Source organism: Pelosinus fermentans DSM 17108 (assembly GCF_000271485.2).
GTDB lineage: Bacteria > Bacillota > Negativicutes > DSM-13327 > DSM-13327 > Pelosinus > Pelosinus fermentans.
In genome coordinates this window covers 834,107-849,800 of sequence record NZ_AKVN02000001.1, presented here as the reverse complement: position 1 = coordinate 849,800, position 15,694 = coordinate 834,107, and the positions used below count along the sequence as shown (strand labels likewise).

Sequence of the window (15,694 nt, the reverse complement as noted above, 5' to 3'; positions counted from 1 at the left end):
ATGTAGAAAAAGCCGTCTTTTGACGGCTTTTGTAAAAATAAACCTATTTCTTATTGTATACCATAAGCATTGGTATCTTCTTTGATCTGAACATACATTTCGACACCAGCTGGAATATTTACGTCTTTACCATGTACGAAAGCTCCGCCAACAATGCCAACAGGTCCTAAGATCACCATACCTGCCAAGGATGCCCCTGCAGCTGTGACTAAGGACTTATTTTCTTCTTTGGCTTTATCTCCTAATAGAGTATTAATGGTAGTGCCATCAATTGTCTCTATCGTATCAAAGCTTACTTCTAACTCTGCATTGCGGCCAAAGTTTTTCGCACCTTTTACTTTGTTTACAAGTCCTTGCCCTTTAGATCCTTTTGGAATCACCAAGTGTCCATCCACATAGATATCATCGGCTGCTTCAAATAGAACTGGATCTCCTTGACGATTCGTACTTGTACTTAAAGGGGTAACTAGTTTGATTTTTAGCAAACTATCTTGATTCAATGTTACATTGTTAATCATTACTTCACCATTTGTATAAGCAAGATTCATCAATTTTGAGAGACGATCATTGAGTGATCCTGTCGTACTCTTTCCCGTTAACACATGTTCTAGATTTTCAATCCGATTTTTAGCTGGCTGTATGGTCACAGTATGAGTCAGAGACCATTCAATAGCATTCAATTTAATGAGAAAGGAAGGTTGATCAATAAAATTATCAAAAGTCGAGGAATACAGCGCATCTGCTTGGGTTAGCAATGGATCCGAGCTCCCTTTACCAAATATATCCTTTTCCAGTGTGCTAACACGATCTACTAAAGCCCCTGTCATTTCTGTACCATAAAAGAATCTTTCTACTGCTGCCACTTTGTTTAGCACTGTCTTTTCCCCAACATTGTTGGCAAAAGCGAACCCCATATTCGAACATATAAATAATGTAAGTATTGTTAAACTTATAAATTTGCGCCACATGTATTGTGTATCCCCCTTTTGTTTTGTATTGTCTGTTTAATTATAACTCATTCGCGATCACTACAAAAATTTCCTGCTGGATTTAGCTCTGAGAGAAGAAAAACAAATGAATCGCTTAACCGCAGAGATGCAGAGCGCGCTGAGAAATCATTAAAAAATTTGAACCACAAAGGCGCAAAGGTCACAAAGGGTTTACGTTCCCTTGTGTACTGCGAATAGCAGTATTGCGTCTTTGTGGTTCAAGAAATTCAATTCTCTTTAAATTTTCACATCAATGATGGCTGATACGCCTACGCCATTGACACGGGAGAAGTTTACAGGGTTTTTACTGTCAATTGGTATTAGGGCTTTTACGCGGAATGTCTTTCCACTAAAATCGCCCTCAATTTGTACAACTGCTTGGGTTCTGTCTATCAGATCCTGCGTACCAATAACCTGAGCTGCCCCTATGTAACCACCACTGCCAAAGCTGAGAATAGGAACGACTTTGGTAGCAAAGTCTGAGCCGGCACCATGTTTAAAGGTCAGTGTATTAATAAAACCATTTAATTGACCCGCGAATTTATCAATCAAAATGGAAATACCGCCTACCTTTAAAAGATCACCAAAAATAGCAGCTTGCGTAACGGGTACAACCGCTACCGATAGCATACAGAATGCCAAGAGACCAATGATAAACTTTTTCTTCATGATTATCCCCACCTTTCAAGATGATTTGGAATTATTATATCTTCGCTATTTTACAGGGCATCTCCTGCTGGAAATGACAGGAATTGCTGAAAGTTACTCTGCAAAACACACCTTCTGACTTCCCAGGTTCCCTTCGCTAAAAGAATACAAAATGAAAAGCTGCTAACAAATTGTTAGCAGCTTTCTCTTGAGTCATTCTTAGAAGAAGAACTCAACTTGCGCTTGATAGAATTTAGTTTTATCTGTAGGAGCACCATCTGAAACAGGTTTTAAATCAGCGTATTTTACACGAAGAACGGTATTTAATGCTGGAGTATAGTTAAATCCTATTTCATAACCTTTAGCACCATAACCATACTCACTTGCTCCAAGACTAGTCAAATCGTAACCATTTTGACCAAAAGCAGTATATGCGCCATCAAAAGTCGTCTTAGGTGCTGCAAAAGCCTCTAAGTGACGATAATTAACCCATGCACCATAGGAACCGACTTTCTTCTTATCTGCACCTTTATATCCAAATTCAGCATAGTATGCTTTATTTTCATCATCTACATCAGATGCACCATACGATCCGCTTAATTTCCAATCAGAAGTTAAGTTTGTAGTAAAACCAGCTTCCCAAACTTTAATTGTATCATCGCCAAATGGTCCAAGCGGATCATTTTTATCTTTGAACTGATAGAAACCTCCATTCAGGTTTGTAGACTTTGAAGTTGCATAATTCAAACCTAAACCAGTAACTTCTAAATGGGAATCCCAGCCAGTAACATTAGGAATATTACCCCATACATCTGTATTATTCTCTTTACCGTAGAATACATTAGCTTTTACAACATTACCTAATTCGAAGTTAACACCATTTAATGTACTATCAATCATTAAACCATTGTTTAAGAAATAGTCAAAACGACCAATGGTAGCTGTAGTGCCTAGCAATTGCCCTTTTACATATGCGTTATCCATAGTAACTTTATCGTCGCCGGATTCGCCTCTTAGGTTATTAACGGATTGCAAACGACCATAGTAAGACCATTCATCATTAATCTGACCATTAAGGTGTACACGAGTACGTAATTTTAAAGAGTTAGAACCATTAACATCAGCATCATAGTTTTCGTACCGCAAACGAGCTTCGCCAGTTACTTTAATAGTGGAAGAATTCTTTTCCAACTTCGTTACGCGAACGTTTAAGCCTTCTAATTCTTCAGCAAATTCTACAGATAATTTGTCAATAGAAGCTTTTTGCTCTGCGGTTGCTTTATCAGAATGAGCCATTGCTTTTGCAACGATTTGAGCCATTTCATAACGGCTGATGGTTTTGTCACCTTTGAACGTTCCGTCACCATAACCGTCAACAATACCAGCGTTAGCTAGTTTTGTTACCGCATCATAGGACCAATGTTTTGCAGGAACATCTGTAAAAGGATTTGTTGCAGCAAATGATGTACCAGCTACGCTAAGTACCATTGCAGCTGCCAAGGAAGCTACGAGTTTCTTTTTCATGTTAAATCTCTCCTTAGGTTTTATTTTTTTGTCTTACTATGAACTTCACCTAAGAAAGGATATTGTTGAGTATCCATGTTTCCTCAAGGCTATCCTTGCCAGGTTATTGTTCATATCTATTCACTACTGCTAAACAAGATAAAAGAGTTTCTTTTATCTCTGTTTTAAGCAGTGAAAGACCATCAATAAAATCACCCGTTACTTACTACAGTATATTTCTAACACCAACATTTAACTACCAGTTTATTACATTTCAATTTTATATAATAGTTATGAATATGTCAATTATTTTTTGAATAATCTTAATATTTTGTTTAATCGGTGCAAAAAATACTCTAATTAAGAATCTATTAATCGAATAAAAGGTCCTCTACTCAACTAAATGAGCGATGGACCTTTTACTACTCTAAATATGATTGGAATATATCTTATATAAAACAAATAATTACCTAGGATTAGCAACAAAAAAGCCGCTAACGAAAAGTTAGCGGCTTTTGCTATTGAGTAATTCTTAGAAGAAGAACTCAACTTGTGCTTGATAGAATTTAGTTTTGAGGCTATTCGAAGCATTATTTGCAGTTGTTTTAATATCTGCATATTTGAAACCAAGTACAGTATTTAACATTGGAGTATAGTTAAATCCGACTTCATAACCTTTACCACCAAGTGGATAAATTGAATCAACGCCGTCGTAATAACTTTGACCACCTACTGTATATGCTCCATCAAATGTAGTTCTAGGAGCTGCAAACCCTTCTATGTTGCGGTAATTAACCCACGCACCATAAGAACCTACTTTTGCTTTATCTGCACCTTTATAGCCCAATTGAGCATAGTATGCAGTGTTTTCCACATCAATATCAGATTCACCATAAGATCCCGTTAAATTCCAGTTAGAATTTAATTGAGTTGCAAAACCAGCTTCCCAGAAATCTGTAGTATCTGTGTTATAAATATCTTTAACTTTGTAGTAACCACCATTTATGCTAGTGGCTTTAGAGGCTGCATAATCTAAAGTTAAACCAGTTACTTCAGGATGCTCCGCATTTGTCCAATTAGAGTTACCATTAGCTAAAATATCTTGATGATTGTCTTTACCATAGAACACATTCGCTTTAAGAACATTACCAAACTCAAGATTAACACCATTTAGTGTACTATCAAACATCATTCCACCATTTGGTATGTAGTCAAAACGACCGATAGTTGCAGTTGTACCAAATAAATTGCCTTTAACATAAGCATTATCCATAGTTACTTTGCCATCATCGCCGCCACGTAAATTATTTTCAGATTGTAAACGACCATAGTATGACCATTGATCATTGATATTACCATCTAAATGAATACGGCTACGAAGCACTAGGCTATTATCAGAAAGAACATCAGCATCATTATTTTCATATCTCAAACGAGCTTCACCAGTAACTTTAATTGTGGAAGAATTCTTCTCCAATTTGGTTACACGAACATTTAGTCCTTCTAATTCTTCAGCGAATTCTACGGACAATTTGTCGATAGAAGCTTTTTGTTCAGCAGTTGCTTGATCGGAATGGGCCATTGCTTTTGCTACGATTTGAGCCATTTCATAACGGCTGATGGTTTTGTCGCCTCTGAAAGTTCCGTCGCCATAACCATCAACAATACCAGCATTAGCTAGTTTTGTTACTGCATCATAGGACCAATGTTTTGCAGGAACATCTGTGAAAGGATTAGTTGCAGCGAATGATGTACCAGCTACGCTAAGTACCATTGCAGCTGCCAAGGAAGCTACTAGTTTCTTTTTCATGTTAGAATCTCTCCTTAGGTTTTATTTTTGTCTTACTATGAACTCCACCTAAGAAAGGACATCTCTGAGTATCCATGTTCCCTCAAGGTTATCCTTGCCAGGCTTATTGTTCATATCTATTCACTACTGCTAGAACCATTTATTCGCAAAAGGAGTTCTTTTACTCTTAATTGCTTCTAAGCAGTGAAAGACCATCAAAATACTATTACTCACATAAACTACTATATCTATGTAAATTATGTTATGATTTTATTAACTATTAAAGAAAAATTTAACTAATTGTTTACATTCCCAATATTACACATTTTTGACTAATAAGTCAAGTTTTTTTTGAGATTTATTGGAATTGGCTTTATTTCTTTTTGCATTGCATTAAAAGGGAAGTACTCTTCCCAATCAAGAAATATTTACTCGTACTGAAAAAAGGATCGCTGACTAAAGTCAGCGATCCTTTGCATTTTCTAGAAGAAGAATTCAGCTTGTGCTTGAACGAATTTGGTTTTTGCATCATCAGCACCGTCATAAGATTTCTTCAAATCAACATATTTAACACGAAGAACAGTGTTTAATGCTGGTGTATAGTTAAATCCTACTTCATAACCTTTACCACCATTACTTCCTTTGTTTTCAGCATAAGTACCATTCAAAGTTGGTAGTGGAGCTGAATCGCTTTCGATATCACGATAGCCTACCCATGCACCATAAGAACCAACTTTGGCTTTATTTGCACCTTTGTAACCTAGCTCTGTCCAATATCCTCTATCATCTTGATCAGCATCAGATTCAAGATATGTAGCTTTTAACGCCCAGTTAGGAGCAACCTGAGTTTTGAAACCAACTTCCCATACATCGCGTTTATCATCACCATCAAAGAAAGTATCATTTGATGTATTTTTATATTGATAATAACCACCATTTAAAGTAGTTGCTTTGGAAGCTGCATAGCTTAGAGTAGCTGCAGTTACTTCTAAGTTAGGTTGAGGATCTATTCCCCATAAATTTTTATTGTTTTGTTTACCGTAAAGAAGTTCAGTTTTTACTACATTACCAAAGCCGATTTTTACACCATTTACCTGACCATCCATTACAACACCGAAATTTGGTACATAGTCAAAACGACCAATAGTTGCTGTAGTTCCAAATAAGGCACCTTTAACATATGCATTTTGCATTGTTACAGTATCGTTACTTTTATCAGTAGCACTATCAGCGCCATCACCATGCAAATTAGTGGTAGATTCTAAACGACCATAGTATGACCATTCATCATTGATCTGACCACCCAAGCCAATACGAGTACGCAATTTGAGAGTGTTACCATTATTCTTGTCATCAGTAGAGTAATCTTCATATCTCAAACGAGCTTCACCAGTTACTTTTACAGTAGAAGCATTTTTTTCCAATTTTGTTACACGAACATTCAAGCCTTCTAATTCCTCAGCGAATTCTACGGACAATTTGTCGATAGCAGCTTTTTGTTCTGCAGTTGCTTGGTCAGAATGAGCCATTGCTTTTGCAACGATTTGAGCCATTTCATAACGGCTGATGGTTTTGTCGCCTCTGAAAGTGCCATCGCCATAACCGTCAACAATACCAGCGTTAGCTAATTTTGTTACCGCATCATAGGACCAATGTTTTGCAGGAACATCTACGAAAGGGTTGGATGCAGCGAATGAAGTACCAGCTACGCCAAGTACCATTGCAGCTGCCAAGGAAGCTACGAGTTTCTTTTTCATGTTGAAATCTCTCCTTAGGTTTTTTATTTTTGCTCGGTAATCTTACATCATAAGCCTAAGAAGGGTTCCTAATTGAGTGTCCATGTTTCCTCAATCTCTCCTTATTAGTATCTTAATACTGTTAGATCTTACCTTGCTTTCTAGTATATTCTCCATATTATATTATTTTCCTTCTTGGATTATGTATTTTTTAAAAAAATGTTAACTTTCTATTAATCATTTGTTAACAATTTCCAAATAACATTTTTACTTTGTTTTGCCAGGTCATTTGTAACACATGAGCTTTCAAGGCAGAACACGATGAACACTCTTGCCATTGACTAACAACAACTTCTACCAAATGTGTAATGGACTTGCACCATCAAGTTATCACCCATGCTGGTTAAACCGCAATAAAAAAATCGCTGACTTTATATCAGCGATTTTTTTATTGTGCTTTTTAAAAAAAGAATTCAGCTTGTGCTTGAAGGAATTTTGAGTCTCTGTCACCAATAACAGCAGCAGAATCAGTAGCTTTTTTCATATCAACATATTTAACACGAAGAACAGTGTTTAATGCTGGAGTATAGTTAAATCCTACTTCATAACCCTTACCACCATTTCTGCCATTTTTTTCAGCCCATTTTCCATCCATTGTAGGCTTTGGAGCTGCATTGGCTTCTAAATTGCGATAGCCAACCCAGATTCCATAGGAACCCACTTTGGATTTGTTAGCGCCTTTGTAATCAAGTTGTGCAAAATATGCTTGGTCATCTTGATCAGCGTCAGAATCCGCATATGAACCTTTCAAAGCCCAATCCTTAGCCAATTGGGCTCTGAAACCAGCTTCCCAAACTTTAAGAGTGTCTTCTCCACCAAAATAGTTATCGTTATCATTATCTTTATATTGGTAGTAACCACCATTCAAAGTAGTTGTCTTAGAAGTGTTATATTTTAATGTACCTGCAATTACTTCTAGATGTGTGGCAGTGTTTTTGCCCCAGTTCCCCCACATATCGCCACCTGTTTCTTGTTGCTTACCATAGTATAGCTCGGTTTTCAAGGCATTGCCGAATCCAATTTTCACACCATTCAATCTGCCATCCATGACCAATCCAAAGTTAGGAATATAGTCAAAACGACCGATGGTTGCTGTAGTTCCGAATAAAGCACCTTTTACATATGCATTGTGCATGATTACTGTATCATCATTATCTTTATGACCGCTAATATTCTCTTCTGCTTGCAAACGACCATAGTATGACCATTGGTCATTAATCTGACCATTAAGGTGTATACGAGTACGTAAAACCCAATCACTTGTATTCTTGACAGCAGCATTATCATTATCATAGTTTTCATATCTCAAGCGAGCTTCACCGGTTACTTTTACAGTAGAAGAATTTTTTTCCAATTTGGTTACACGAACATTTAAGCCTTCTAATTCTTCAGCGAATTCTACGGACAATTTGTCGATAGCAGCTTTTTGTTCAGCAGTTGCTTGGTCGGAATGAGCCATTGCTTTTGCTACGATTTGAGCCATTTCATAACGACTGATGGTTTTGTCGCCTCTAAAAGTGCCATCGCCATAACCATCAACAATACCAGCATTAGCTAGTTTTGTTACTGCATCATAGGACCAATGTTTTGCAGGAACGTCTACGAAAGGGTTGGATGCAGCGAATGAAGTACCAGCTACGCCAAGTACCATTGCAGCTGCAAAGGAAGCTACGAGTTTCTTTTTCATGTTGAAATCTCTCCTTAGGTTTTTTTATTTGCTCGGTAATCTCACATCATAAGCCTAAGAAGGGTTTCTAATTGAGTTTCCATGTTTCCTCAATCTCCTCTTTTAGTATCTTAATACTGTTAGATCTTACCTTGCTTGTTAGTATATTCTCCACAATATATATTATTTTCCTTCGTATTCTCGTTAACGAATTGTTAATTTCTGGTTAATCATTTATTAACAATTACCATATAGCGTTCTGCCAGTATTACAGCAACATAATCATCAACAGGTTTAGGCGGTGTTTGCATGGTCACTGGAATCAATCGCCGAAAGCCCTGGGGGGGGTTTTCCTGCCAGTAACGACGGCGGCCATCGTCGGTAGTCCGGTATTCATCTACCAAATTCACTACAAGAGATTGTCCATCTATCAGGATCTTTTCTAATAGATTCTTAGCTTCTTTACTGGAGGTGCCATTCCCCATTATCACTGTATTCGTCTTGTATTTACTAATCCACTCTTTAATGATAGAGGGTAAATCTTGAGTTGATATAATCTTTTTTTGTAATACGCCCTTTTCTGGATGAACTGCAGCAAGGCCGCATTTTTCCCGCCCCGGGTCGATGCTGATAATGGTTTGGTTCGTGGTCACGACACACCCCGCCTTTCAGGCATCCCTCTCTAAGAGGGAAATTTATATATAATAGGGTTACTCTTCTATTTGGATAGGTTGGATTCCTTTGAGGATTTTGACAATTTTTGATTTATATAAGTTGCTTTAAAAACATTTTGAAACGCGAAGACGCAAAGACTATGAAGGACACGAAGGAGTCGAAAAAAACCGCTGGCATAGAGCCAACGGTTTGGGGATAATATTTTAGAAGAAAAATTCTGCTTGTGCTAGATAGTATTTTGACTTTTCGGAGCCACTACCATCTGTGGTTGGTTTCAAATTAGCATATTTAACGGTAAGAACGGCGTTCTGAACCGGTGTATAGCTTGCACCAATCTCGTACCCTTTGCCGCCATTCGCTTGGGAATCGAATGCATATGGGCCATCAAAGGTGGTGCTAGGAGCCGCATTGGCTTCTAGGTGACGGTAGTTCACCCATGCGCCAAAAGAACCAACCTCAGCTTGATCAGCACCTTTATATGCAAATTCAGCATAGTATGCTTTATCTTCTGTATCTGCATCCGATTGACCATAGGATGTATTTAATGCCCAGTTTTTGCTGAATTTTGTATTAAAGCCAGCTTCCCAGACTTTGCGGGTATCATCGGTTGAGTTGAAGTAGTTTCCATTATTCAGCACATCATTGTCTTTGTTCTTAAATTGATAGTAACCACCTGTTAGTGCAGTAGCTTTTGATGCATCATAATTCAGATTTAAACCTGTTACTTCTAAATGTTTGGTAGCAGTATCTTCATCTGCGCCCCAGGTATCTTTATTATTGTCCTTGCCATAGAATACATTTGCTTTTAGTACATTACCCACTTCAATATTTACACCATTTAACGTACTATCAATCATCAATCCATTATTTGGTATGTAATCAAAGCGCCCTATCGTAGCAGTCGTACCGAATAATTGACCTTTGACATACGCATTATCCATGGTCACTTTATCATCGCCGCTTTCACCACGAAGATTGTTTTCTGATTGTAAGCGTCCATAATAGGACCATTGATCATTAATCGTGCCATCAAGATGGATACGAGTACGAAGTTCTAAGCCATTAGCGGTATCGGAAAAATCCTCATATTGCAGACGAGCTTCGCCAGAAACTTTTATAGTGGAAGAATTTTTCTCCAATTTCGTTACGCGAACATTAAGTCCTTCCAATTCATCCGCAAATTCTACGGATAATTTGTCAAGAGAAGCTTTTTGTTCAGCGTTTGCTTTGTCAGAATGAGCCAGTCCTTTTGCAACAATTTGCGCCATTTCATAACGGCTGATGGTTTTGTCTCCTCTGAAAGTGCCGTCGCCATAACCATCAACAATACCAGCATTAGCCAGTTTTGTTACTGCATCATAAGACCAGTGCTTTGCAGGGACATCTACGAAAGGATTGGATGCAGCGAATGATGTACCGGCTATACCAAGTACCATTGCAGCTGCAAGGGATGCTACCATTTTCTTGTTCATGTTCGATTTCTCCTTAAGGTTAATTTTTTTTACCTTGAGTGAAATCTAAAAAGCTAGTCTTGAGTGTCCAAGTTTCCTCAACTCTCACTTTTTAGAAAAATCCTCACTCTGTTTTCATTTACTACAATACAAGGATTGCAGCAAACAAACTGTTATCAAATACATTATGTAATTTGATATTGATAATCATTCTACAAATATTTAAAATATCCTGCTGCTTTTAGCTTTTTTTTTACTTTTCTTGAGAAAATATTGGTGAGACTTTTAAAAACAGAGCATTTTACCACGAAGATGCTAAGATTACAGGTCAAAACAAAAGCACCCCGAAGGGTGCTTTTGTAAAGAGTCGTTTTAGAATTTTACGTTAACAGCTGCAGAAGTACGTGCATTCATGTTATCGAAATCTTGGTATTTAACTTTTAAGTCAGCATTCTTAGTAAGTGATTTGTCAAATTGATATTCCATACCTTTAATTGCTTGATCGGTAGGAAGAGCAATTACATCTGCACTAGAGTAAGCGTTGTAAACACCTGCATCTGCATCTCTGTGAAGAACAGTCAATCCAAGTTTGTTAAGCTTCACACCAAAAGCAGTAGCGTCAGCATCATTGGAATCGTTTTTAACATAGTCAGCAAGAGCAGTTAAGCTACTAGTGATAGGAGCAGAACCATTAATTCCGTATGCTTTTTCATCGCCATTTTTCAGGTAATCAGCAGTTACTGTTGCACCAAAAATATTAGCACCGTATTCAGCAGCATACATGCGTTCTGAATCCAAATCATCCATGCCAGTGTTATTACCTGCATACAATTTCAAACCGCCAGCTTGCAATCCAAGACCAGTCATTTTGTCATCAAACATAATACCTGAACCTAAAAGAACATCTTGACGACCCACAGTAGCATCAGCACCAAGAGCATTGAAAGCTACGTTAGCAGTGTCTAATTTAATTCCAACTGTTTGGTTGTTTTCGTTAGGTTGGAAGGTTCCGCTTAAGCGAGCATTGTACCTAACGTCTTCATTGATGTTGCCATCAAAGGAAACACGAGTACGAAGATCTGTTTTGTCGTTTTCATCTTCTACATTTGTATAACGTACACGAGCATCACCGGAAATTTTCACCATTTTGTCAAGTTGATCTTGCATACCTTCTACTTTTACACCCAATGTGTTCAATTCAGTAGCAAATTCTTTGGATAATTCATCTACAGTTGCTTTTTGGTCTGCATTCAGGGATTTAGTCATAGCATTTGCTACGATTTGTGCCATTTCATAACGAGTAACGGTTTTGTCTCCTCTGAAAGTACCATCGCCGTAGCCTTCAACCACACCAGCTTGAGCTAATTTGTTTACTGCATCGTATGACCAGTGTTTTGCAGGTACATCGGAAAATGGGTTAGCGAATGCTGGTACTGCCATGCTGGCAGCCAGTGCAGTAGTCACTGCTACTTTTAAAAGTTTCTTGTTCATTTGGAAAGATCCCCCTTAAAATGTTGTTTTTTTCGCGGGTGCTATCACCAACATGCTAAGAGCTATTGAATCAAGGAGTGCTTCATGAGTTTCCACGTTTCCTCATAAGAACAGTCATCCTTGCATCATCTATCCCTTTCATGCCCCTGTCGCTTTTTACAGGTTCTAGTTTACATAATTCTATATATCTTTTTTTATTCCTGCTTAATACCCATGTGTAAATATTGGTAATTTCCTTTATCTACAACGCATGACTATTTAGTCATTGAATGATAAAAAAATATATTTTGTTTACATAAACTTTATAACTATCTATTTCGCCAAAAGAAAAAAGAATCCTGCTTTTAAAGCAGGATTCTCCGCTGGTACTTTCTGTAAAATCGCTCCGGCCTTACTTAGAGACTTCTTGAACATGCAGTTCAATCTTTAAAGGACCAGCTGTATATATATCATTTTTAGCTGTTGCCGTAATCATTACTTTACCGCTATACCGTTTTACTTTGTTGACCGCATCATAAAAATCTGCACCATTGATGGCACCCACTGTCCCTTGAATGGGATCTGGCAATATCCCTTTTTCGACTGCTGAGGCATTCACTTTTTGTAAAAAAGCCATAACACTTTGCTCTGGATGCTCCTCTTTAGAGCCGCTTTCGATAATAGACATGTAAATGGTCTCCTCCTGGGCATAAATCAGTCGATTTGGGAAAAGCCCAAATTGACCAATAACAGGTTCACCATATACCGTATTGCCCCCTGCTGAGATACGGACAATCACATCTTCTGGGTGTTTCTCTAAGGCAGCTACAACTTTATCAAACTCTTCCTGGGCAATCCATAAGACTCCCAGGTTTTTATTTTCAATCCCCAATTTCTCAATAATACCTTGGTTGGTTGTGAAAATGGCTTCTTTTAACGCTAATTCGGTATCCGCTTTACTTTCACCACCAGGAAGGGTAAAGGTAGATAGAATTTCACCTGCCCGATAGATAATAGAACCTTCCCGCACAACCTGAATGCCTTCCCCTAGCTTGGTTGTTAATTGATTTAAGCGATCCACGTCCTTTTCCAAGGTAACCTTGGACTGGTTCAGTGATTGTACACGCAGATCCAGCTGATTTTTGGTCTCCTGCAAGGTCGTTAAGGCTTGCTTAGAAGTGTCTAAATCTCCTTTTGCTTGCTCTAATTCCAATGCAGTACGGTCACGCTGGGCAATTACCTCTGCCAGCTCACTGCTAATAGCCCGCAAACGCTCTGCCGTATCTTTTACTTTCAGAGTCAGAGCGGCATATTCTGCATTCTTAGATTCAAGGGCAACACGACTGGTATCCAATTCAATATTTTTACTGGCTACTTCCTGGGATAAAGTAGACAGCTTTTGGGCTAAAGCTTCCATACCAAAAAGAGCGGTACGCACATCCTTGGATACTAATGATAATACACCAATAGTGGAGCCAGTAATCAGAATGCCGGTAATAATTGTAACGACAATAGAGGTATGCTTGGGGCGCAGACCAAAAATACTCAATTTCTTCTTGCCAACTTTTGTACCCAATTTATCACCAATATAGGCAATCGCTCCGCCTGTAATGGCTAAAACGGCAATGAGTGTAAAACCATACATGATGTGTGTACCTCCTTTCTATTCTACTGAGAAAAACTGTTCTGAAACGCGAAGATGCGAAGTGCCAAGAAGGGTGAAGAGCACGAAGGGGTTTTGAACCACAGAGGTACAGAAGGCGCGGAGGAATTGGGTCTGTGTTCTCTGCGTCTCTGCGGTTCGTTCAACCCTCCTATCGTGAGGCTTTGCGTACCAGGAGAGCACCGGCGATGATGCCGACGATGTTGGGTATCCAGGCAGCGAGAACCACAGGAAGGGCACCGCCTTGTCCTAATGCTGTGAAAACTGTCATAATCGCATAATATACAAAGATGATAATAATACTAATTCCAAGACCTATGGAGGAACTTGAGCGGTTAGGCTGCAACCCCAATGGTGTGCCAATCAATGCAAAAACAAAACTGGCTACGGGAATCGCCAATCGCTGCTGCAATTCCATCTCGTATTTTTTTGCGTTGACATATTCTCTTTCTAATATTTTAATATGCTGCTTTAATTCTTTAATTGTCATTTCATCTGGTTTTTTCTGTTCCCGAGAAATGGCAGTTGGCGCTTTTGCCATTGGCATAATCTGCTGTTCAAAGTGCATGGTACGCTCAAGGTTTCCCTCCGCCGTCAAATCATGTATGACCCCATTGATCATGATCCAGCGATTATCCTGCCACACGGCTTTTTCTGCATTTTCTACCCGTACTAAAGTGCCATTATCAAACTCCTGCATCGATACCGCATACATGGTATTGGTCTCTTCTTCAAATTTACGAGCGTAAGTTAGTCTTTCTAATATATCGCCTTTGACATCTTTAATAATAATATGTTCCTGGGACTTGGGTGCCGTATTTTTTTGAATTTCATAGCGCACTACATAATTATAAGCTGAATTGGATTGAGGAACTACCATTTCAGAGAAAAAGACAGCAAAGATACTGACAAAAAAGGCGATAACAAACACAGGAGCGGATAAACGATAAAAGCTAATACCCCCGGAACGCATCGCGGTGATTTCACTAGAACCAGATAATCGGCCAAAAGCTAGCAATGCTGCCAGCAGCATCGACATGGGAAAAGTTAAAACAACAATCGCTGGCAGGCTATAAATGAATAATTTGACTACCGAATTCAAGGATGCTCCGTATTGAGTTACATATTGGGCAATTTTCATCAAAGTACTTGTGCCAATAAAAACACTAGAAAAAGAAGCAATACCAAATATAAAAGGACCTAGTAGTTCTTTGATTATATATTTATCAAGTATACGCATACAATTCTCCCTACTATTTTAAGCTGAAATTCTCTCCAAGGTAGAATTTCCTAGCAATTTCACTGTTTGCAATGGTTATGGCATCACCGTGAATCAAAATCTGTCCCTCGTTTAAAATATATGCACGATCGACAATGCTTAATGTTTCCCGCACATTGTGATCCGTAATAAGCACACCAATTCCCCGTTGTTTTAAATATCCGATAATCTGCTGGATATCGGCTACAGCGATGGGGTCAACCCCAGCAAAAGGTTCATCTAGTAAGATGAAGGCTGGATCCGTAGTCAAGCAGCGAGCAATCTCCACACGGCGACGCTCTCCTCCAGATAGCTGGGAGCCCTTTCGTTTTGCAACATGATTAATATTAAATTCATCTAGCAAACTTACTGCTTTTTCCTTACGCTCAGAAGCAGTAAGTTTAGTCGTTTCTAGTATTGCCATAATATTATCTTCTACTGTAAGTTTACGAAATACAGATGCTTCTTGAGGGAGATATCCTACACCAAAGTTCGAACGACGGTACATGGGCATATCAGTTACATCTTGATCATTAATGACAATCATACCATCATTGGGGCGCTCTAAACCAACAATCATATAAAATGTAGTGGTTTTACCAGCACCATTTGGTCCTAATAAACCAACAACCTCGCCCTGATTGACTCTAAGACTGACACCATCTACCACATTGCGATCTTTATAGGTTTTTACTAAGTTAAATGTTTCAATATACATATGAAAACTCCTTGCATAAAGCTAAGATACTTCTTGAGAGATATATTGGTTTGAACCGCAGAGACGCA

At 38.4% G+C, this 15,694-nt stretch carries 12 protein-coding genes; all 12 read right to left on the bottom strand.

The window, feature by feature from the left end; translation table 11 throughout:
* Window positions 1–50: 50 nt before the first annotated feature.
* The 12 genes from FR7_RS03840 to lptB all read right to left on the bottom strand — a co-directional run bounded on the left by FR7_RS03840 (window position 51) and on the right by lptB (window position 15,626).
* On the bottom strand, window positions 51–968 hold the full coding sequence (locus FR7_RS03840; RefSeq protein ID WP_007952109.1) for a hypothetical protein: 918 nt from the start codon (window positions 966–968) through the stop codon (window positions 51–53).
* A 258-nt stretch (window positions 969–1,226) separates the two neighbouring features.
* Window positions 1,227–1,658 (bottom strand): hypothetical protein, encoded by a 432-nt coding sequence (locus FR7_RS03835; protein WP_007939040.1) that lies wholly within the window; start codon window positions 1,656–1,658, stop codon window positions 1,227–1,229.
* A gap of 198 nt (window positions 1,659–1,856) precedes the next feature.
* Window positions 1,857–3,161 carry a UFO1_4202 family uranium-binding S-layer protein gene (locus tag FR7_RS03830; protein WP_007952103.1) on the bottom strand — a complete coding sequence of 435 codons (1,305 nt, stop codon included), beginning with the start codon at window positions 3,159–3,161 and terminating at the stop codon, window positions 1,857–1,859.
* Between the two features lie 511 nt (window positions 3,162–3,672).
* Window positions 3,673–4,950 (bottom strand): UFO1_4202 family uranium-binding S-layer protein, encoded by a 1,278-nt coding sequence (locus tag FR7_RS03825; protein ID WP_007952101.1) that lies wholly within the window; start codon window positions 4,948–4,950, stop codon window positions 3,673–3,675.
* A 461-nt stretch (window positions 4,951–5,411) separates the two neighbouring features.
* Complete coding sequence (locus tag FR7_RS03820; protein ID WP_007952099.1) at window positions 5,412–6,686, bottom strand: S-layer homology domain-containing protein; 1,275 nt, start codon at window positions 6,684–6,686, stop codon at window positions 5,412–5,414.
* Window positions 6,687–7,125: 439 nt separating this feature from the next.
* On the bottom strand, window positions 7,126–8,412 hold the full coding sequence (locus FR7_RS03815; RefSeq protein ID WP_007952097.1) for a UFO1_4202 family uranium-binding S-layer protein: 1,287 nt from the start codon (window positions 8,410–8,412) through the stop codon (window positions 7,126–7,128).
* A 209-nt stretch (window positions 8,413–8,621) separates the two neighbouring features.
* On the bottom strand, window positions 8,622–9,044 hold the full coding sequence (locus FR7_RS03810) for a RuvC family protein (protein ID WP_007952095.1): 423 nt from the start codon (window positions 9,042–9,044) through the stop codon (window positions 8,622–8,624).
* Window positions 9,045–9,269: 225 nt separating this feature from the next.
* The gene (locus tag FR7_RS03805) at window positions 9,270–10,538 is read right to left on the bottom strand and encodes a UFO1_4202 family uranium-binding S-layer protein (RefSeq protein ID WP_007952094.1); all 1,269 of its coding nucleotides are present in this window, start codon (window positions 10,536–10,538) and stop codon (window positions 9,270–9,272) included.
* A 351-nt stretch (window positions 10,539–10,889) separates the two neighbouring features.
* The gene (locus tag FR7_RS03800) at window positions 10,890–11,981 is read right to left on the bottom strand and encodes an S-layer homology domain-containing protein (RefSeq protein ID WP_237769492.1); all 1,092 of its coding nucleotides are present in this window, start codon (window positions 11,979–11,981) and stop codon (window positions 10,890–10,892) included.
* Between the two features lie 418 nt (window positions 11,982–12,399).
* Complete coding sequence (locus FR7_RS03795) at window positions 12,400–13,632, bottom strand: DUF3084 domain-containing protein (RefSeq protein WP_007939030.1); 1,233 nt, start codon at window positions 13,630–13,632, stop codon at window positions 12,400–12,402.
* A 169-nt stretch (window positions 13,633–13,801) separates the two neighbouring features.
* Window positions 13,802–14,890 carry an LptF/LptG family permease gene (locus tag FR7_RS03790; protein WP_007952092.1) on the bottom strand — a complete coding sequence of 363 codons (1,089 nt, stop codon included), beginning with the start codon at window positions 14,888–14,890 and terminating at the stop codon, window positions 13,802–13,804.
* Window positions 14,891–14,903: 13 nt separating this feature from the next.
* Entirely contained in the window at window positions 14,904–15,626 is a 723-nt protein-coding gene (gene lptB, locus FR7_RS03785) for an LPS export ABC transporter ATP-binding protein (RefSeq protein WP_007952091.1), read from the bottom strand.
* Between the last annotated feature and the right edge of the window lie 68 nt (window positions 15,627–15,694).